The sequence below is a fragment of the Hymenobacter segetis genome, from assembly GCF_038448715.1.
Taxonomy (GTDB): Bacteria; Bacteroidota; Bacteroidia; order Cytophagales; family Hymenobacteraceae; genus Hymenobacter; species Hymenobacter segetis.
Genome location: NZ_JBCEVZ010000014.1, coordinates 42,711 through 61,601 on the forward strand (window position 1 = coordinate 42,711; position 18,891 = coordinate 61,601).

The 18,891-nt window shown below is 61.2% G+C and carries 16 protein-coding genes; 9 read left to right on the forward strand and 7 right to left on the reverse strand.

The genetic code is table 11. The annotated features are described in order from the left end of the window. Positions 1–219 precede the first annotated feature (219 nt). From mobC to AAFH49_RS08025, 3 genes are all read right to left on the reverse strand, one after another. Positions 220–2,229: a conjugal transfer protein MobC gene (gene mobC, locus AAFH49_RS08015; protein ID WP_342297169.1), complete on the reverse strand. Its 2,010-nt coding sequence runs from the start codon at positions 2,227–2,229 to the stop codon at positions 220–222. A gap of 135 nt (positions 2,230–2,364) precedes the next feature. Continuing rightward, positions 2,365–3,237: a relaxase/mobilization nuclease domain-containing protein gene (locus AAFH49_RS08020; protein ID WP_342297170.1), complete on the reverse strand. Its 873-nt coding sequence runs from the start codon at positions 3,235–3,237 to the stop codon at positions 2,365–2,367. Continuing rightward, positions 3,234–3,557: a plasmid mobilization protein gene (locus tag AAFH49_RS08025; RefSeq protein WP_342297171.1), complete on the reverse strand. Its 324-nt coding sequence runs from the start codon at positions 3,555–3,557 to the stop codon at positions 3,234–3,236. Before AAFH49_RS08025 ends, AAFH49_RS08020 begins: the two co-directional genes overlap by 4 nt. A gap of 743 nt (positions 3,558–4,300) precedes the next feature. Here AAFH49_RS08025 and AAFH49_RS08030 point away from each other — a divergent pair. The 5 genes from AAFH49_RS08030 to AAFH49_RS08050 all read left to right on the forward strand — a co-directional run bounded on the left by AAFH49_RS08030 (position 4,301) and on the right by AAFH49_RS08050 (position 9,888). After that, a complete protein-coding gene (locus AAFH49_RS08030; protein ID WP_169533839.1) occupies positions 4,301–5,086 on the forward strand; it encodes a ParA family protein in 786 nt (261 codons plus the stop codon). A 61-nt stretch (positions 5,087–5,147) separates the two neighbouring features. Then, the gene (locus AAFH49_RS08035) at positions 5,148–5,840 is read left to right on the forward strand and encodes a hypothetical protein (RefSeq protein ID WP_342297174.1); all 693 of its coding nucleotides are present in this window, start codon (positions 5,148–5,150) and stop codon (positions 5,838–5,840) included. A 174-nt stretch (positions 5,841–6,014) separates the two neighbouring features. After that, a complete protein-coding gene (locus tag AAFH49_RS08040) occupies positions 6,015–7,883 on the forward strand; it encodes a sensor histidine kinase (protein ID WP_342297176.1) in 1,869 nt (622 codons plus the stop codon). Positions 7,884–7,915: 32 nt separating this feature from the next. Further along, positions 7,916–8,680: a LytTR family transcriptional regulator DNA-binding domain-containing protein gene (locus tag AAFH49_RS08045; RefSeq protein ID WP_245097766.1), complete on the forward strand. Its 765-nt coding sequence runs from the start codon at positions 7,916–7,918 to the stop codon at positions 8,678–8,680. 275 nt (positions 8,681–8,955) lie between these two features. Beyond that, positions 8,956–9,888, forward strand: coding sequence for an alpha/beta fold hydrolase (locus tag AAFH49_RS08050; protein WP_342297178.1), 933 nt, complete (start codon positions 8,956–8,958; stop codon positions 9,886–9,888). Between the two features lie 231 nt (positions 9,889–10,119). Here the strand turns inward: AAFH49_RS08050 and AAFH49_RS08055 are convergent, their stop codons facing one another. The 4 genes from AAFH49_RS08055 to AAFH49_RS08070 form a co-directional block, all read right to left on the reverse strand. Beyond that, on the reverse strand, positions 10,120–11,721 hold the full coding sequence (locus tag AAFH49_RS08055; RefSeq protein WP_342297179.1) for a hypothetical protein: 1,602 nt from the start codon (positions 11,719–11,721) through the stop codon (positions 10,120–10,122). A 76-nt stretch (positions 11,722–11,797) separates the two neighbouring features. After that, positions 11,798–12,340, reverse strand: coding sequence for an RNA polymerase sigma factor (locus AAFH49_RS08060; protein ID WP_342297180.1), 543 nt, complete (start codon positions 12,338–12,340; stop codon positions 11,798–11,800). A 187-nt stretch (positions 12,341–12,527) separates the two neighbouring features. After that, complete coding sequence (locus tag AAFH49_RS08065; protein ID WP_342297182.1) at positions 12,528–13,295, reverse strand: LytR/AlgR family response regulator transcription factor; 768 nt, start codon at positions 13,293–13,295, stop codon at positions 12,528–12,530. 9 nt (positions 13,296–13,304) lie between these two features. Further along, on the reverse strand, positions 13,305–14,357 hold the full coding sequence (locus AAFH49_RS08070; protein ID WP_342297184.1) for a sensor histidine kinase: 1,053 nt from the start codon (positions 14,355–14,357) through the stop codon (positions 13,305–13,307). 508 nt (positions 14,358–14,865) lie between these two features. On the opposite strand from AAFH49_RS08070, the gene AAFH49_RS08075 reads away from it, so the two are divergent. Genes AAFH49_RS08075 through AAFH49_RS08090 form a run of 4 tightly spaced genes read left to right on the forward strand, consistent with a single transcriptional unit; the run spans position 14,866 to position 18,879 of the window. Continuing rightward, positions 14,866–15,654 (forward strand): hypothetical protein, encoded by a 789-nt coding sequence (locus AAFH49_RS08075; protein WP_342297186.1) that lies wholly within the window; start codon positions 14,866–14,868, stop codon positions 15,652–15,654. Between the two features lie 50 nt (positions 15,655–15,704). After that, positions 15,705–16,022: a DUF4134 domain-containing protein gene (locus tag AAFH49_RS08080; RefSeq protein ID WP_342297187.1), complete on the forward strand. Its 318-nt coding sequence runs from the start codon at positions 15,705–15,707 to the stop codon at positions 16,020–16,022. A gap of 9 nt (positions 16,023–16,031) precedes the next feature. Further along, the gene (locus tag AAFH49_RS08085; RefSeq protein WP_342297189.1) at positions 16,032–16,364 is read left to right on the forward strand and encodes a DUF4133 domain-containing protein; all 333 of its coding nucleotides are present in this window, start codon (positions 16,032–16,034) and stop codon (positions 16,362–16,364) included. A 28-nt stretch (positions 16,365–16,392) separates the two neighbouring features. Beyond that, positions 16,393–18,879 (forward strand): TraG family conjugative transposon ATPase, encoded by a 2,487-nt coding sequence (locus AAFH49_RS08090; protein ID WP_342297190.1) that lies wholly within the window; start codon positions 16,393–16,395, stop codon positions 18,877–18,879. Positions 18,880–18,891: the final 12 nt, after the last annotated feature.

The following is an 18,891-nucleotide window of genomic DNA, read 5'->3' on the forward strand; positions in this document are numbered from 1 at the left end:
AGGAATGGGTAGGTGAATAAAAGCTGCCCTTCCGACCGGCGCAGGCGCGGCCAGCCCGGAATTCGACGCTGCAAACCTACCGGCCCCCATCAGGCCCTGGGGAGAATATTGACGAGTGGCCGAAATTGGGCCGTGAGGTGCCGCTCCGGCACACGAACGGCACGAAGCCGGGGCGCAAAACCCGGCTTCGTGCCGTCCAATAGGCCACCTGTCCAGGCCTTACTTTTCTGCCTTCTCCTTGATGAGGTGCCGCAGCGTGGGTTCCTGCCCGATGCGCAGCAGCTCGCGGGCGCACAGTTCCTTCACTTCGGTTTTAACGCGGTTGAAGTTGGCCTTTATCATCTCCTCGGCCTCGTCCTTGCCGGTGGCCGGGTTAATGAAGCTGGTGATGTCGGGGATGGGTTGGTAAGCCTGGGCCTCGGTGGTCACCGCCTTCACGTCCACCTGAATGCGGGCGTGAAACACCTTCTGGTCGATTTCCTCGCCGAAGTTGTCGGCCACCGCCCCCACGAAATTGCCCTGCGTGAGGTTAGCAATGGTGCTGGCCGGAATCATGCTGTCCATCTGGGTGGATAGACTGGTGCTGGTTTCGCGCATGTTGATGCTCAGGCTCTGGCGCTGCTGCAGAATCTTGCCAAACCGCTCGCTCAGCCACTTGCCGCTGTTGCCCGATACCTGCCCGCTGAACACGTTGCCCACCGTGTTCTTGATGACTTCGGCTTCCTTCTGGCCGTAGTCGCGCTCCAGCTGCGAGAAGTCCTGGAAGCCCAGGCAGGTGCTCACCTTGTTGCTACGCGCCGTAGCAATGAGGTTGTCCAGCCCCTTGAAGTAGATGGTGGGCAGCTCGTCGATGATGATGGAGGATTTGCGCTTGCCCTTCTGGTTCACTAGCTTCACCAACCGGGCGTTGTAGAGGCCCAGCGCCGCCCCGTAGATGGCCTGGCGCTCGGGGTTATTGCCCACGCACAACACTTTGGGCTCCTCGTTGCTGTTGATGTCGAGCGTGAAATCGTTGCCCGACATCACCCAGTAAAGCTGCGGGCTAGCCAGCCGGCCCAGCGGAATCCGGGCCGAGGCAATCTGCCCTTCCAGCTGCTCAATAGCATCCTTCTGGAAAGCCGACACGAAGGGCTTCACTAGGTTCTCAATCTCCGGGTACGAGGCCAGCACCGGGAAAATCTCCTCGTAGTCGCGGCTCAGAAACTCAATGACGTGGGGGAAGGTGCAGTACTTGCCCTTCTCAAACAGCTTCAGAAACCAGATGATGGCCGCCACGAAGTTGATGGGAGATTCCACGAAAAAGTCGCCTTGCTTCTGAATCCAACTCTTATTCAGGTTGAGCATGATAGTGGAGGCACTTTCGTAGGCATCCACGATGTCGGTCATCAATTCGGGCAGCAGCGGGTTGCAGCGGTGGCTTTTGCGGGGGTTATCGAAGTTGATGACGTAGAAGCCCACCGGCTTGTCAAACTTGTCCTGGTGGCGCAGCAACGTGTTATAGCAAATGCGGCTCAAATCATCAAACTTGTAGTCGTAGATGTACATGCAGAAGCCCTTGGCCAGGTGCTGCCGGATGAACTCGTTGATGATGGCAAAGCTCTTGCCCGAGCCGGGGGTGCCTAGCACCATCGTGGCCCGGAACGGGTTCACCACGTTCAGCCAGCCGTGGTGCTGCTTGCCGCGCAGCTGGTACTCGGTGCGCAGGTTCACCGAGTACTCGTTTTCCATCAGCCGCTCCTCCTGCGGGAAGCTCTCGTTGGCCTTGTTGAAGATGTCCTTCATCAGGTTGTTGTTGAACAGCCGGCTTAGCCAGGCCCCGGCGCTCAGCAGCAGCAGAAAACCCGCCGACAGCAGCCCAGCGTAGAGCGCCGTCGTCAGCCCGGCTCCCAACGAGAAGCCGCGCACCACATCCGACCCGTAAATCAGCGCCAGCCCGGTGGCTGCGTAGCCCGCCACCGAGGCTCCTTTGAGCTTTTCATTGGCCCGCCCCCGCGTGCCAAGGCAGCTCAGCAGCAAGAATACCACAGCCAGTGTCTTGCTCACCCAGCTGGCCTTAAACAGGAACGTGTTCCGGGTAAAGCTCTCCAGCATATGCTCGACCACGGCCGGCGTCCAGCCCATGCTTTTGAAGTAGCCGAAGCAGTAATAGTAGATGTTGATGCCCATCAGCACAATGGCAAACAGGCGCATAAACTCCATGATTTTGCGCAGTCCTTTCTCGTCTTCCATCGCTTGAAACGCTTGGTGAATCAAGCAACCTACCCCCGCTGGCAGCACCCGGCGCGGATTATTTGACGAGCGGTCCAAAGTCAGCGGTGAGGTGCACGTCGGGCACACGAATGAACTGCCCCACCCGTCCGGCCGCTACCCGGCGGGCCCCTTCCGACGGGGGCGCTTCATCGGCTCGCTCCGACTGGCCTTCGGCAGCACGGCTGGCGTGACCGCGCCGGGCACCCGCGCAACTTCCGACCCCAACGCCGCCTGCAGCCCGGGCGCGGCCAGGGCTTCGCGCAGCTGCGCCCCTTTAAAGCCCACCTCCTGCCCCCGGACGGCCACGCCGTTCAGTTCAAAGCTCACGCCCCGCAGAACGCCGCCCTTGTCATGGGTATACCGCACTCCAATCAACTCTTTTTGCAATTGCAAAGCCAGCCACTCCTCCCCTCCCCTATCGGCTTGAGCGAGTAAGTGCTGCAACGCCCGGCTGACCTGCTCCCGCGCCGCCTCCTTCGTGGGGTCCAGCGCCCGCAGGCTGCGCCGCCGCTCCGGGATGGGCTCCATGCCCAGCTCCTGACTTATCTGCCGGGTGATAGCCGGCTGCCGGTAAAAGTTATTATCCGTCCGCAGCGCTGGTCCCCCATCAATCGGCACCCGGTTCAGGTAGATGTGGACGTGTGCGTGCTTCTTATCCCGGTGCTCATAAACCACCACCTGGTGCCGGTCAATGGGCGCGCCAATCAGCTCACAATACCGCTGGGCAGCGGCCACTTTCTGCGCTTGGCTCACTACCTCCCCCGCCTTCCACGAGAGCACGGTATGCCACACCGGCTTCTGAATCCTTTTGCTCTGCGCCGCCACGGCCCGCATATCCTGCGCCATCTCCCCAGGAGTGCCCGGAATCAGATTAGCCACTACTAAAAGTGGGGCCTCCCCCGGCTCCTTGCCCCGGCCCTGGCGCTGCCCCGCGCCGTAGGTTAGCGCCCCCTCGAAGTCATTGCCGGTGGTGGTCTTTGCAATCATACCAGGTACCCTCTGATGATGGCTAATGCCTGTACCAATTGAGCTTCGTGGGAGCTAAAAGACTTACCAGCCTGCGCCAGCCGCGCTATCTGATTCAAGTTGGTGCCGATGCCTACCAGCTTTCTACGTAACTCCGGCGGGATACTTTCTTTGACCTGCACCCCACGACCCACGTCGCGCAAATAAGTCGACACTTTCTTGTAGCCGGCGGCCGTAGCTTTTGCCTGCAAGTCCTTTTTCTCATCCGGGCTCACCCGCACGTCAATACGCAGAGTACGGACTGCTTCAATGGTATTCTCAACTTGCTTCTCTGGTTCCATAATGATTCTGGGGACGTTAGTTTACCCAAGTTTGCTAAAACTACTTTAGAATTGCGAAACGTAAAACTCTATACGCTAAACTAGCAAGCCAAGCCATGTGAGCCTGCGAACTTGGTGGTGTCATTGACTCGGGCAAACGAAGTTTGTCCGGACAATGACATGGCTTGCTGACCGATTGAACGGGCTACTGGAACGGGGGCGTTGCACGGTGCTAGGGCTAGAACTATAGATTAGCACTTATGCCACATTGCAACTTTGACACAATGCAACTTTCCACCTCCACAGCTATCAATCAGGAATGATGCCATTCGTGGCGTTTAATATTTTAATATTGCCACATTGCACCGTTACAACTTTGCCCCTTTGCAACACAATTAACCAACATAGAGAAGTATGACCTACTGGATAAATTGCAACAGTTCACCAAAGCAACTTTGCAACTTTACTGAATTTTGCGCTTCAAATTATTTGCCATAATGTTGCTTTGCAACAACGCAACATATTACCTTTGCCACATTGCAACTAAGCAACAATACCACATTAGCTTATTGATGCTTTGCAACTTTGCACCTATACACCTTTTTATCAATGCGACAAGTTGTATAGGTGCAATGCCATAACGCAACTTTGTTGCTATGCCCCAATGAAACTTTGTTGCAATCACACAATACAACTTAGCGGCATTGCAACAAAGCCACATTACAACTAGTAACCCAGCCTTCATCAATCTCCCGGTCCCACGCATGAATCAACCCCACGTACTCGCATTTGCCACCCAGAAGGGGGGCGCTGGTAAGTCGACTATCGGCACGCACATGGCCTCGGCGCTGTGCTACTACTATGGCTACAAAGTGGCCATGGTGGACTGCGACTACCCGCAGAATTCCCTGCATGCCTACCGCCTCGAAGAGCAGAACCGGCTGCAGTCGGAAGCGCCCTTCCAGGCCCGCCTGCTGAAGCAGGGCATCCCGCCGTACCCGGTTATCATTTCCAGCGTGGAGAAGGCCGTGAGTTCCATCGAAGGGTTGTTTGAGCAGGATTATGATTTCATCTTGGTGGATACGCCCGGAACGGTGAACGTGGTGGGGCTCCCCGAGCTGCTCCGGCTGGTGGATTACATCTTCCTGCCGATTGAGCCGGACAAGGGCTCAATTGCCTCCACCATGTCCTACATGGGCATCCTGGGCCAGTTTGTGCAGGCCCGCGATGAGGACTCCAACCTGCTGGGCTTCTACGCCTTCTGGAACAAGTTCGTGAAGTCCGAGAAAAAGGGAATTTATGACAAGACGGAGGAGCTGTTTCAGGAGAAAGGCTTGCCCTTGCTCAAGAGCCGGGTCGAGCTGCTGATGACCTACAAGGAAAACCGCTCCACGATGTTTCCGCTGCCGGAACGTGACCTCAACCGGCTCGGCCTGGGTCAGCTCATCCTGGAAATCCTGACCCTCGTGGTAGGGGAGGGGGCGGTCACGCCCTCGGGTAAAACCATTGCGTTTACGGCCCCGGCCGTCGAGTCAGCCCCCGGCGCGTAGCCCTACGGCTCATCCACCGCTGCTTTTCCTCTAAAAATTCAAGTCTGTATTCTTCTTCGTCATGGCCAAAGCCTCCATCAAGAAACCCAAACTCACCCCGGAAGAACAAATGGCTGAGTTGGCCCGCCTCACGGGCTCCGTTGCGGCCATCAGCCACATGGGGACCAGCCAGCCCTTCGTCCTGCCCACCCCTGCCCCGGAGACTACGCCCACGCCGGCGGCTACGGCCCTGGAATCGGCACCGGTGCCAGTCGAAGCCGCACCCGCGGTCCCGGCAGCAAAACCGGAACCGTCGGTGCAGGTCGCCCCTGTTGCCGCAACAGAGCCCGCGCCTAAATCGGCTGCTGCTCCCGCGCCAGCCGCCAGTGCAGCCCCGTTGGAACCGAAGGGAGAAAAAGCATCGGCCGTTGCGGCACCGGCACCGCCGGCTGCCGAGTTGCCCGTTGAAGATGACCAAGAGGAAGAGGAGGTTGAAGTGGAAGCTGCGCCGACGCCAGTTGCCACGGGGGACGGCAAAGACAAGCTGGACCTAACCTCCCTGTTTGCGGATTCGGCGGAGAAGAAGACTTTTCAGATTCGCATCACGGCCAGCCACCAGCAGTTTTTCCAACAGATGGGCCTATTGCTGGGTGGGGGAGCCTCCTCGACTGATGTTATTCACAACATCCTCGCCCAGTTCAAGGCGGCGAACGAGGCCCAGATTCAGAAAGCGTTTCAGCGGCAGCTGCGCCAGATGATGTCGCCCAAAAAGTAAGCGTATCCGTTAGGGGCTATTCCGCCGGCCCGGCCCGATTGGGGGGTCGTCGGTTCTTCCTTCCCTATTTCAAACTATGCCCTCCGCTGCCGGCCTACCTGGGCAGGGTAGGGGAGGGGCCCTATACTCTACCAGCAATGCGTACCAGCAGTACTTTCATTTTCAGCCCCCAAAGTGTGTCGAAGCGACGTGGCGGGCGGTAAGCGTTTGACCGTGCTGGCCCTGCTGCTGGCCAGTACGGTAGCCGGTGCCACCGGTTTGCCAACTGAAAGCAGCCTGGCCTCGCCCGGGGACAGCGCCACCGTTGACTCGCTGCGCGAAGTGGCCCGGCGGCCACAGCTGCCGGACTCGGTCCGGTTTCGGACGCTGCGCGCGCTGAGCGACGCACTGTTTGCCCAGGATGAGCCGGAGGCGCGCCGGGTAGGGGAGCAGGCCGTGCAGCTGGCCCGTCATCGACGGGATTGGCCGGGCGTGGCCGATGCCCTGTACCAGTTGGTGGTAAACTGTGAGCGGGCGGCCGACTACGTGGCCGCCATGCAGTACAGCCAGGAGGGTGCCGGCGTGGCCAGGGTGCACCAATTGCCCGACGAGTGGCGCTTTACCCAGTGCATGGGGCTGGTAGCGGTCGATACCAAAGATGTGAAAGCAGGCCTGAAATACATGCGGCAGGCTTACCAGCAGCAAGGAGCCGTGGGTAACGTTCCACCCCGGGAACGGGGCGGGCTGCTGCTCAACCTGGCCAACACCTTTCTGGTCATGCAGCGCTACGACTCGGTGCTGCACTACGCGACCCGGGCCCTGCCTTATATGCAGCGGGCCAAGGATGCCCGGGGCCTGGGCTACGTGTACCAGTTCCGGGGCGAGGTGTACGCCATAATTCAGCCCCAGACCAGGGCCACGCTGGATTCAGCGGCCACGAACATGAACCGGGCCCTGCGCATCATGCAGCGCCACGGGTTTCGGCCCCAGATAGCCAGCTCGGCGCTGGCGCTGGCCCGCGTGTACCGGCTGCAAGGCCAGCCGGCCGTCTCGCAGCGCATGGCGGAACTGGCCCTCACCCTGGCCCGCGAGCTGAAGATGCCCGACTACGAGGCCGACGCGCTGGCGAGCCTCGCCTGGGCCCACGCCGACCAGGGCCGGATGCGCCGCTCCTTCGACCTCGACAACCGGGCCCAGGACCTGCGCGATTCCCTCTTTAACGGCGACAAGGCGCAGGCTCTGGCCCAGCTGCAGGTGCGCTACGATGTGAAGCTGCTGACGGAACAGAAGCGGGCCGCCGAGTTTGAGCAGCGCAGCCAGCGGGCGCAGCTGCACTCGCTATGGCTGCTGCTGGGCGGGCTCACGACCACCATCGGGGTGGGCAGCTGGCTGTACTGGCGGCTGCGGCGGCAGAAAGCGCTGCTGGCCGTGGCCAATCAGGCCAACTGCCGGTCCGTGGCCGAAAAGGAGGTGCTGCTGCAGGAAATCCACCACCGCGTAAAAAACAATCTGCAGCTGGTGAGTGGCCTGCTGGGCTGGCAGGCCAGCACCCTGCCTGAACCCACCCTGGTGGCCGCGCTGGATGCCAGCCGGGTAAGAATTCAGAGCATGGCTTTAGTCCATGAATTCTTATATCAAGCCGATAATCTGGCCGAAGTACGCATGGACCAGTACCTGCGCGAACTGCTTGATTCTCTGAAAACGGCGCTTACTACGCCCGAACAAACCATTCAGTTGAGTACGGACCTGGCCCCGGTAATCATGAGCCCCAAAGAGGCCAGCACGCTGGGCCTTGTGGTCAACGAAATAGTAACCAATGCGTACAAGCACGCTTTTCAGGGCCTTGCCCAGGGCCATCTGCACGTTTCCTTCACCAGCCGCCCCACCGGCTTTCAGCTCGTTATCGCCGATGACGGGGCTGGCATGCCGGCCGGGGACGCGCCGGTTAAAGCCCACTCCCTGGGTATGCAGCTGGTCCGCACGCTCACCAAACAGCTGAAAGCGAAGCTGTCGGTGACCCGTTCCTTTCCCACGGGCACACGCATGGAGGTTACTCGTGAATGAGGAACCGCCCGGCGCGTCCCTTATCCCACCCTATGTCTACCATTCTCATAGTTGAAGATGAATTGCTTATTGCCGCGGAGATAGAACGCACGCTGGTTCGTCTCGGCCACACTCCACTCGAACCCGTCGACAACAGCGACGAAGCCCTGCGCGTGCTGGCCACGCAGCCCGTGGAACTGGTGCTGATGGACATCAACATTGCCGGCGACTGCGACGGCATCGCGGCCGCCCTGCTCATACGCCGGCAGTTTGCCATCCCCGTGGTGTTCCTTACGGCCCGCTCCGACGCCGACACCCTGAACCGTGCCAAGCTGGCCCAGCCCTACGGCTACCTGGTCAAGCCCTTCACCGATGATTCGCTGCGGGTGCAGGTCGAGCTGGCCCTTTACAATGCCTATCAGGCCGGCCCCACCGGCCCCGTCCTGGACACCGCCAATGCCGCCGACACGGAGGTGTTGGGAGCGGCCGAGCGCTGTCCCAAGTTCAAGGACTACCTGTTTGTGCGCAAGGGCTCCGGCCACGTTAAGGTGCTGCTCGCCGATATTCTCTATTTCGAAGCCCTGCAGAATTTCGTGCGGATGCACACGGTGCGGGAAAAGTTCGTGTTCGATTCCACTATGAAGGAGCTGGAGCAGAAGCTGCCTGACCAATTCTTTAAAACCCACCGCTCCTATATCGTGAATCTGGACCGTGTACAGGCTTATGAGGAGAGTAGCGTTTTGCTCGGCGAGGACTACGTGCCCGTCAGCCGTTCATCCAAGGACGAATTGAAAAACCGCATTCATCTGGTGGGGTAGCCTATATGCCCGCTATTAACGGTTGGTAATCAGGCTACAAAATCCACCTTGGCGGTTGCAGAACCCGCAGCCAAGCCTCTCGAATCGGTTGTTTGTACTCCCAATCGTCCGGAAAGGCTAGGCTGACGGGCCATTGGAAGGCCAGAGCGTCAACCTGCAGCTTGCGGGCCTTAGGGGCAGTATTTCGTTTTTGGGCCTGCCTCGCTCAGCCGTTTCGCGGAGCCGGCTGTTACAGGGCTGTACGTTCTTTTTCACCCGTTTTCATTCTTCCGTTTATGGATTTGCATTTTGTCCGCCGCGGCACCGGCCGCCCCCTGTTACTGGTTCACGGCATCGGCGGCAGCTGGCGGTCCTGGAACACCATCATCGATGCCCTGGCCGCCGAGCGCGACGTTATCGCCGTGGACTTGCCCGGCCACGGCGACACCCCTAAGCTGACCGGCGAAAACTCTATCGCCACCTTGGCCGACGCGGTGACGTCCTTTCTCACTCAACATGACCTGCTCGGGATTGATGCCGTGGGCAGTTCGATGGGCGCGCGGCTGGTGCTGGAGCTGGCCCGGCGCGGCGGTGTACTCGGCGCCGTGGTTTCGCTGGACCCGGGCGGATTTTGGCAGGGCTGGCAGATTCCTTTTTTCTACCACTCGGTGGACCTGTCGGTGAAGCTGGTGAAGGCCCTGCAGCCGGTGATGCCCGCCCTGGCCGGCTCGGCGGTGGGCCGCACGGTGTTGCTCCCGCAGTTTTCCGCCCGCCCTTGGGCCGTAGATTCGCAGCAGGCCATCGACGAGATGTACACCCTCGCCCACTCGCCTGCCTTTGATGAATTGCTCGACCAATTGGCGCACGGCGAAGTGCAGCAGCCCGCGCCTAAGGGCAGCATCCCCGGGCCGCTGGTCATTGGCTGGGGCCGGCAGGACCGGGTGTGCCTTCCGAGCCAGTCGTCGCTGGCGCTGGCGAAGTTCCCGGATGCGCGCCTGTATTGGTTCGAGCACTGCGGCCACTTCCCACAGTGGGACCAGCCCGCCGAAGCCACGCGCCTGATTCTGGCCGCCACCAGCCGCCAGCCCTTCACCGATGAATCCATTGCTTTGTCAAAAGCAGAAGTGGCGGCACCGACTTTGCCGAAGGCGGCCGTCGTGGCAGCCGCACTGGCGCTGCTAGCCGGTGGCTTTTGGCTGCTCTCGTCGCGGGGAAAGCGGGGGCGATAGTCCGGCGAGCACCCCAGCGTAAGCACGATGGCTGCCCGGGTTCCCAGGCACAATAAAGCCCCGGCCCTTTATCAGGGCCGGGGCTTTCGCTTTCAATTACGTACTCGCTTAGCTGCTCTGGGCACCGCGTACCCCTCTGTTAGTGACAAAGACAATCAGGTCGCGGCTAAGCTTGTCCTTCCCGGTGATAAAAAAGTCGTGCGGGACGCCGCAGCTAATGCAAGGAGCTTATTACTTGCTGTCGGTGTCCAGGCTATTCAAGTAGGCCACCAGCGCGGTACGCTCGGCCGGGGTTACGGCGTAGAACGGGTGCGGCGCTGTTTTGCCCCGCTTGGGATTTAGCAGTTCGTCGAGGCTGTGCACGGAATCGTCGTGCAGAAACACGGGCTTGCGGGCCAGGTCCAGCAGCAGGGGCAGCGCGTTGCCGCGCATGCCGCCGCCGGGGCTGGCATCCACTACCACCATTTTGTCATCAAATGTGCCGGGGGCATTCTGAATGGGGGTGAGCGGTGCCTGCCGCTGGGCCAGCACCTTGGGCGCGTAGCCGGGCCAGATAATGTTCATCGGCACCAGCTTGGACTGGACGGCCACACCCTGATTGGTGTTGTGGCAGGAGGTGCAGTTTTGCGAAATAAACAGGGCCCGGCCGGTGGCTACCTGCGCAGCATTGCGCACCACGCCCTTGGGCGCTTGCAGGCTCGATACGTAGGCATTCAAGTCGCGCAGCTTCTGCTCGTCCACGCGCTTGCCGGTGGGCGTGGGCGGGTCGCCGGCCTTGCCCTGCAGGTGGGCCGTGACGAAGGGATAGCCGGTGACGCCCGTGGCGGCCAGCACCTTGGCGTAGCCGGCCACGATGGAGTCGCCGCCCGCCGCGCCGAGGGCGTGCATGAATTGCCGCCCGCCGGGCGAGAGCAGGTTGGTCTGGTCGAACAGGGCCGTATAAACCGTGTTGTTAAAGTCGTCCAGCTTATCATTCTGGCCCGATGAACCGTAGGGCGCGGCCAAGTCCTGCCGGAAAAAGGGCGTGATGTGCACGGCGTTGCCGTTGCCATCGGGCGAGTCGTCGAAGCTGCCCACGGGGTAGAACTTCGGGTTGCTGAGGTAGGCATCCACCTCGGCCTCGGTCGATTTAGCCGTCAGGCCCTTCGGCGCGCGCCCGATGGTGCTGCCGTCGGGCTGCTGCAGCTGCAAGGTGGGAAACAGGGCGCGGGAGTTGGCGGCCGTGGCCAGCAGCTTGCCCACGTTCAGGCCGTGCGGCGTGGGGCCGTCGATGCGCTTGCCAATCGTGCCCTTGCCCGTCAGCTCGTACATCGACTTATCGGTGATGGCGTGGCACAAGGCGCAGGTCACGCCCACCTTGCCGCCCTTGGGCACCATGCCGATGACGGCGTTGGCCTTCACCAGCGCATCCAGGGTGGCGGGGTCGTTAAGCTTGGGCGCTTTGGCGGGCGAGTGGTCGGTTTTCAACTCGCTCGCAAAGGCCGCTTTCAGGTCGGCCGGCATGGCGTCCACGTCGAAGCTGACCCCGGCTTTTAGCGCGTCGAGCACCGTGAGCTTGGCGGCTTTCATGCCCTGGGGCATCCGCACGGCATCGGTCCAGAAGCCCTCGTCGCCGAAGGTTTCGTTGCGGTACACGTCGCGCCCGGCTTCGGCGTTGCCGGTGCGCAGCTCCACCGGCGTGGCGCCGGTGCCAGTGGTATCCGTCGCTGCTTGGGTGGTGGAAGTTTCGGTACTTGTCTTCGTGTCGGAACCACCCTGGCAGGCGGCCGCCGCCACCACGGCAAGGCCCGAAACAAGAAGGGCGGGCACTCGGAAGTGGTGCAAGTTGGCCATCAGGTCAGGGAGTAAAGTAAAAAATGAGAGATGAAACAGGTTAGTTAGTAAGACGCTGCTTAGGTAGGCGCTGCCACTAGCTGGCCGTCCGGGCGAGCACGGCCAAAGCGGCGCGCGCCCGGGTTTTCACGGTGGCCAGCGGAATGGCTAGCCGCTCGGCCGTCTCGGCCTGGGTGCAGCCGCCGAAATAGAGCAGGTCCATGACTTCCCGCTGTCGGGGCTTTAGATGCACAATGAGCTCGCGCACGCCAATGTGCTCGGGATAAAAGGCCGTGGGAGCCGGACTATAGTATGCTCCGGCAGCCTCCAGCGACGGATTGCGGCGGTGAAAGCGATGGCGCGGACTGCGCAGGGCATCAATGGCCTGGTTGCAGCATACGCGCACCATCCAGGTAAACAGACGGCCCCGCGTGGCCTCGTAGCTGCCAATGCTGAGCCAGACCTTGAGCAAGCCTTCCTGCAGCACGTCCTGGGCCATCGCCTCGTCCTGCACCACCCGCAGAATGACGGTGAACAGATTCCGGGCGTACTGCTCGTACAACTGCCCCAGAGCGCGCTCGTCCCGGGCCAGCAGGCGCTGCACCAGCTCATGCTCGGCCGGGGCCGGGAGTAAAGCCACGGGGCTAGGTAGCGAAGTAGTAGTTTGGGGCATATAAGCTGGCAAAGCATAGCTGCGCCACGAATGCGGCCCGACACCCGCTCATACGGCCGATAAGTAAGCAGTGTTTATCCACCGTGACGAAGTGGCCTTTTAGCGGGACGAACAGCAATATTTCTTAAGCAGTTGGCCCAGCCAATAGCTGTACTTAAGAGACAAATTGCCGCAGAAACTGCTGAATGCCCTCGTGGCAGCTGCGCGAAGAGGTCAGGTGCGTGCCATCGTGCAGCGTGAGCAGGTACTCGCCATGCGTCCAGGGCCGCAGCTCTTTGATGTGGGTGGTGTGCACAATCAGAGAACGGTGGATGCGCAGGAAGCGGGCCGGGTCGAGCTGGCTGGCCAGCTGGGTGAGCGTGGCGCGCACTAGGTGGGTTTCACCGGACGCGTGCACCGTGACGTAGTTGCCGGTGGCTTCGAGGTATCGTACCTGCTCGACGGGCACGAAGTAGAAACGTCCGGGCTGTTTCACCAGCAGCTGCGACGCATACGGCACCGGCGGGGCGGGCAGCGCCTGCACCAGCGCCTCCCAGCCCGGCGCGGCCACCTGGCCGACCCGCTGCTGCACGTAGAGCAGGCAGCGCGCGAAACGGTCAGGGTCCAGGGGCTTGAGCAGGTAATCCACGGCGTGGGCCTCAAAGGCTTGCAGCATATACCGGTCGTAGGCTGTCACGAACACCACCAACGGCCGCGGCTGGGCCGGCAATTGCTGCAACACCTGCAGGCCGTTGCAATCGGGCATCTGCACGTCCAGAAACACTAAATCCACGGCCAGTCCGTGCGAGAGCGCGGCCACTGCCTCGGCACCAGTGCCACACTCGCCCGCGATGACAAAGCCCGGCTGGTCGGCCAGCAGCTGGGCAATGCGCCGGCGAGCCAGCGGCTCATCGTCCACAATCAGGGTTTGAATGGGGGCCATTGCCACGGATTAGTGGTGAAAGGGTAATTCGATGCGCACCACGGTGCCCTGCCCGGCCGCGGGCAGCAGGCGCAGCGCATACCGGTCGTCGTAGAGGGCACGCAGGCGCTGCTCGGTGTTTTCGAGGCCCACGCCCCGGGGGCCGGCCTGCGCAGGACCGGGGCCGGAGTCGCGCACCTGCACCACCAGCTGCTGGCCCTGCCGCTCGGCGGCAATATGCAGGCGGCCGGTGCCCCCCGCGCTCAGGCCGTGGCGCACGGCATTTTCCACCAGGGGCTGCAGCAGCAGGTGCGGAATCAGGGCCGAGAGCGCGGCCGGGTCCACCTCGTAGGTCACGGCCAGCCGGTCAGAAAACCGTACTTGCTCCATGTCCAGGTACAGCTCCACGAAGTGCAGCTCCTGCGCCAGCGGCACCTGCTGGGCATCGGAGTGGTCGAGCACCAAGCGCAGAAACTCGCCGAGCTTGGCCGTCATGCGCTGGGCGGCGGCGGGCTCGTCGCCGATGAGGGTGGCAATGGCGTTTAGGGTATTGAAGAGAAAATGCGGGTTGAGCTGCTGCTTAAGGGCGTGCAACTGGGCCTGCACCAACTGCATTTCCAGGCGTACTGCGTCGAGGTTGCGGCGCTGCCATTTGTCGTGGTAGTCGAGGGCGTAGGCCACGAACAGCACCATCCAGTAGAGCGGAATCCAGAAATTAAACCCCGCCAGAATCGTGACCCATGAAACGGGCGCTTTCGAGCCGCCCACCAGGTAAAGCGTGGCCATGAACAAGGCCCGGTAGGCCACCGTGAGGGCCACGCTGGCGGCCGCGTGCACCAGCAGGTAGGGCAGCCAGTGGGCGCGGCCGGCCGTGAGGTCGAAGCGCGCTGCCAGCACAAACACCACCGGTGTGAGCAGGGTCCCAATCAGCCCGTACAGCAGCGGCCCCAGCAGCACCGTGCGCCATTGCAACGGCCCGGTGCCCGTAATGGCCTGCCCGTACGCCACCAGCATCATGAAGAAGGCAAACGCCCCCCACGCGGCCGCCATGCGCAGCCAGGAGATGCGGAAAAGTAGGAGCATAGGGAAGGTCAACAGCCGATTCCGTTCAACGGGAAATACTCCCGCCGAGTTAAAAACGAATGGCGAGCGCAGCCGGGCAAGTCATCACTCTGCGCCCCGCTAATCAGTCGCTCGTGGCGGTTGCACAACTCGGTGTGGCGTCTGGAAACAAGGGTTTGATAAGCCGAATCAAACTGGAAAGAATGGCAAATGGGCCATTTACGTGCTTTTGACAGCCCGCCTACCCGCTTAGTGAGCCGTCCAGCAAGTTCTGCAACAGCCAAGTTTCTTTTCTCTAAAATTCAGGCTTGAATGCGGTGCCGTTCGTGTGTCGGGGCTGCACCTCACCACCGAATTCCAGCCATTCGTCAACTTTCTACCCAAGCGGTTTATAGCCCGCATAGGTTTGTAGCGTCAAATCACGGTTTGGCAAGTTCACGCCCGGGCCGGTCGGCCTGGGGTGCCACGCTATTTCCCCGCGATGCTCAGCGCCTATTCCTGGGGCCAGTTTGGCCTTTTCGTTTTGGTTGTGGTCGTTCTCTACTACCTGGTGGTGGGCCTGCTCTACTACCGGGTAGAACTCAAGGCCCTGCTGACGCCGGGCAAAAAGCTGGCCGGTGCCCAACTCGCCGGCGCGGGCGGCAGCGCGGTGGCTCCGCCTTCACTGGTGCGCCCCACCTCGGCCTTCGTGAAGGCCACGCCAGCGGCCACGGAAACCCGGGAAGACGCTGAAGACGCTGAAGACGCGGAACGCCCCGAAGCCGGGGCCGACCAAAACCTGCCGGCGGCCGCCGAACCGCTGGTCGGCGGGACGCTGCCCGATTCCACCGGCACGGCCACCGGCCACGACGAAAGCACCAGCGATACCACCCCAATGGAAGCCACGGCCGCCGCGGGCGACGAGGCTCAGGCGCAGGATGAAAACCGCACTGAAGAAGCCGACCAGGCCGATGAGCACCTGGCTGCGCTGGTCCGGCGCGAAGCCCACAACCTGCCCCCGGAGTCCGTGGCTGCGGATGCGTCGGTTGATGCAGTACTGGAGCCTGAAACCGTGCAGCTGCCCCTGGTAGCGGATGGCTACGAGCCGCTGGCCACGTTCGAGGAGCCGGTAGCCTCGCGGCTGGACATCGCTCCCGTGGACCCGCCCACGCTGGTGGCTGCTGCCTCCGTCGCTGAATACCTAACCCTGCTGCAAGCTGGCCAGCAGCCCGCGCAGCCAATCGAGTTGGCCGGCACCAGTCTGGCCGAGCAGATGGCCCAGCAAATGGCCCTCAACCACGCCGAGTTGGACGACCTCTTCGGCCCCGACGACGAGTAGCCGGCGCTCCATTTCCACTTCCAATATTCCTGATTCCATTACCCATTGCCATGAATAAGAAGCCTTTCATTACCTCGCTGACTCTCGCGGTCCTGCTCCTCAGCTCACAGCTGCTCTACGCCCAGACTGGGGGCGGCAACGGCACGGCCGGCATTCAGGATGCCACCACCCAGGTCACCAGCTACTTCGACCCGCTGACCAAGCTTATGTACGCCATCGGCGCGGTATTGGGACTGGTGGGGGCCATCAAGGTCTACGGCAAATGGAACGCCGGCGACCAGGACACCCAGAAAACGGCCGTGTCGTGGTTTGGCTCGATGATTTTCCTGGTCATTGTGGCCACGGTGGTGCGCTCGTTCTTCCTCTAAACCGCCGCCATGCCCCTCTACGACCTCAATCGCGGCATCAACAAGCCCGTGGAATTCAAGGGGCTGGTGGGCAGCAACATCTACTTCCTGGCCGCCGGCATCGGGCTGGTGTTCGCCCTGTTCGTGACCTGCTATTTAGTGGGTGTGCCGCTGGTGCTCACCGTGCTGGTCACCTTCGGGGCCGGGGGCGGCATGTGGGCCGGGGTTTTCGCCCTGAACCGCCGCTACGGCGAGCACGGGCTGATGAAGGCCGCCGCCCGGCGCTCGTCGCCCAAGTACATCACCAACCGGCACAGCCGCTTATTCCAACGCCTCAACGAGGACCCGGCCGGCCGCGCCTAGCGGCTGGTTTTGGGTGCTTTCTCCGCTTATGAGCAATAAGGTTCTGCCCTCCGTTTCCCTGGAATCCAAGCAGCCCATCTACAAGGTGGAAAAGGATTGCCTCATCTCGAAGAATGCGGACGTGACCGTGGCCTTCCGGCTGGATTTGCCGGAAATCTTTACCCTCTCCCGGGACGATTACGCCCAGCTGCAGGCGGCTTTCGTGAAGGCCGTGCGCCTGCTGCCCGACCACTGCGTGGTGCACAAGCAGGACTGGTACGTGGAGGACAAGTACGCCCCGGGCTTCGAGGCCGAGCGCACGCTGCTTTCCTCGGCCTATGAGCGCCACTTCAACGAGCGGCCGTTCCTGAACCACTTCTGCTACCTCTACATCACCAAAACCTCGTCGGAGCGGCCTAACTGGGGCAGCACCTCGGGGCTGCTGGCCCGGCGCAACATCGTGCCCAAGGATATGCTCGACACGAAAGTGCTGGAGAGCTTTTTCGACAACGTGGGCCAGTTCGTGCGCACGCTGGAAGGGGTAGGGCCCACCAACGCGCCCTACATCCGCTCGCACCGGCTCACCTCGGATGAGCTGGCTGGCACGGCCGAAAAAGCCGGGCTGCTGGAAAAGTACCTGGCCCTAGACCTGTCCGACCAGGCCCTGCAGGTGGACCTGGATTTGACCGAAGGGCTGAAAGTGGGGGCGGAGTTCTGCCAGATGTTCTCGGTGGCCAACCTTGATGACTTGCCCACCTCGGTGGAAACGGACATTCGCTACGAGCAATACAGCACCGAGTATTCGGACTTTCCCATTTCGTTTGCCGCGCCGCTGGGGCTGCTGCTGGGCGCGAATCACATCCTGAACCAGTACGTGTTCCTGGATAACACCACCAAGACGGTCAAAACCTTCGAGCAGAAGAAGGACCGGCTTAACTCGCTCTCGCTCTACTCGCGGCAGAACGCCATCAACTTCGAGTACTACAACGCCTTTCTGAATGAGCTGATTGCCCACAAGCACCGCCCGGTGCGCGTGCACTGCAACGTGCTCACCTGGGGCCGGCACGAGGAGGAGCTGACCGAGGTGCGCAAGTTGGTAAACGCCGCTTTCAATGCCATGAACTGCAAGCCGCGGCAGAACACGGTGGACATCGCCGCCCTCTACTGGGGCGGCATTCCGGGTAATGCCGGCGACTTTCCAAGCGAGGAAACCTTCTACACCTTCATCGAGCAGGCCGTCTGCTTCTGGGCCTCCGAAACCAACTATCGCAGCACCGGGGCCACAAAAGGCATCAAGCTCTCCGACCGCCTCACGGGCAAGCCCGTGCTGGTCGATATATCGGATGAGCCGATGAAGAAGCAAATCATCTTCAACCGCAACAAGTTCGTGCTGGGCCCCTCAGGCTCGGGCAAGTCGTTTTTCACCAACCACATGGTGCGCCAGTACTACGAGCAGGGCGCGCACGTGCTGCTCGTGGACACCGGCAACTCCTACAAAGGCCTCTGTGAGCTGGTGGGCGGGGTGTATTTCACCTACGAGGAGGACGACCCGATTGCCTTCAACCCCTTCCTGATTTCGGGCAAGCTGGATGTCGAAAAGAAGGAATCCATCAAAACGCTGCTGCAGGCGCTCTGGAAAAAGGACGACGAAAGCGTGAGCCAGTCGGAGTACGTCTCGCTCTCCACGGCCGTCAGTCTGTATTACGTGATGCTCGAAGCCAATGCGCTTATTAAGCCCAGCTTCAACACGTTCTACGAGTTTGTTAAAGGACCTTATCGCAAGATTCTGGAGGAGGAAAAGGTCCGCGAGAAGGACTTCGACATCGACAATTTCATCTACGTGCTCAAGCCCTACTATCGGGGCGGCGAGTACGACTACCTGCTCAACTCCGAGAAAGAGCTGGACCTGGTGCAGGCCCCCTTCATCGTATTCGAGCTGGACAACATCAAGGACCATCCCATTTTGTTTCCGGTGGTCACGCTCATCATTATGGAAACCTTCATCTCCAAGATGCGCAAGCTGAAAGGGGTGCGGAAGATGATACTGATTGAGGAGGCCTGGAAGGCGCTGACCACCCCGGGCATGGCCGCCTACATCAAGTATCTCTTTAAGACGGTGCGCAAGTTTTTCGGCGAGGCCATCGTGGTGACCCAGGAAATCGATGACATCATCGGCAACGAGATTGTCAAGGATGCCATCATCAACAACTCGGACTGTAAGATTCTGCTCGACCAGCGCAAGTTCATCAACCGCTTCGATGAGATTCAGGCGCTGCTCTCGCTCACGCCCAAGGAAAAGGACCTGGTGCTGAGCATCAACCGCGACAACAAAGCCACGCGGGGCCGCTACACGGAGGTATTCATCAGCCTGGGTGGGGTCGTGTCGAAGGTGTATGCCATCGAGGTATCGAAGGAAGAATACGTGACCTACACCACCGAGGAAACCGAGAAAGTGCGGCTGTTCGAGAAGCTCAAGCAGACCGGCGACATGCCCACGGCCATTAAGCTTTTCGCCAACGAGCTGCGCGAAGGGTAGGGCGGCTGATTT

What these genes read in the sequence shown, in the direction of transcription:
- AAFH49_RS08020 (WP_342297170.1), bottom strand. Translation starts at nt 3,237, where the DNA reads ATGATTGCAAAGACCACCACCGGCAATGACTTCGAGGGGGCGCTAACC.
- AAFH49_RS08090 (WP_342297190.1), top strand. Translation starts at nt 16,393, where the DNA reads ATGAGCAATAAGGTTCTGCCCTCCGTTTCCCTGGAATCCAAGCAGCCC.
- AAFH49_RS08085 (WP_342297189.1), top strand. Translation starts at nt 16,032, where the DNA reads ATGCCCCTCTACGACCTCAATCGCGGCATCAACAAGCCCGTGGAATTC.
- AAFH49_RS08055 (WP_342297179.1), bottom strand. Translation starts at nt 11,721, where the DNA reads ATGGCCAACTTGCACCACTTCCGAGTGCCCGCCCTTCTTGTTTCGGGC.
- AAFH49_RS08045 (WP_245097766.1), top strand. Translation starts at nt 7,916, where the DNA reads ATGTCTACCATTCTCATAGTTGAAGATGAATTGCTTATTGCCGCGGAG.
- AAFH49_RS08050 (WP_342297178.1), top strand. Translation starts at nt 8,956, where the DNA reads ATGGATTTGCATTTTGTCCGCCGCGGCACCGGCCGCCCCCTGTTACTG.
- AAFH49_RS08025 (WP_342297171.1), bottom strand. Translation starts at nt 3,557, where the DNA reads ATGGAACCAGAGAAGCAAGTTGAGAATACCATTGAAGCAGTCCGTACT.
- AAFH49_RS08035 (WP_342297174.1), top strand. Translation starts at nt 5,148, where the DNA reads ATGGCCAAAGCCTCCATCAAGAAACCCAAACTCACCCCGGAAGAACAA.
- AAFH49_RS08080 (WP_342297187.1), top strand. Translation starts at nt 15,705, where the DNA reads ATGAATAAGAAGCCTTTCATTACCTCGCTGACTCTCGCGGTCCTGCTC.
- mobC (WP_342297169.1), bottom strand. Translation starts at nt 2,229, where the DNA reads ATGGAAGACGAGAAAGGACTGCGCAAAATCATGGAGTTTATGCGCCTG.
- AAFH49_RS08065 (WP_342297182.1), bottom strand. Translation starts at nt 13,295, where the DNA reads ATGGCCCCCATTCAAACCCTGATTGTGGACGATGAGCCGCTGGCTCGC.
- AAFH49_RS08070 (WP_342297184.1), bottom strand. Translation starts at nt 14,357, where the DNA reads ATGCTCCTACTTTTCCGCATCTCCTGGCTGCGCATGGCGGCCGCGTGG.
- AAFH49_RS08030 (WP_169533839.1), top strand. Translation starts at nt 4,301, where the DNA reads ATGAATCAACCCCACGTACTCGCATTTGCCACCCAGAAGGGGGGCGCT.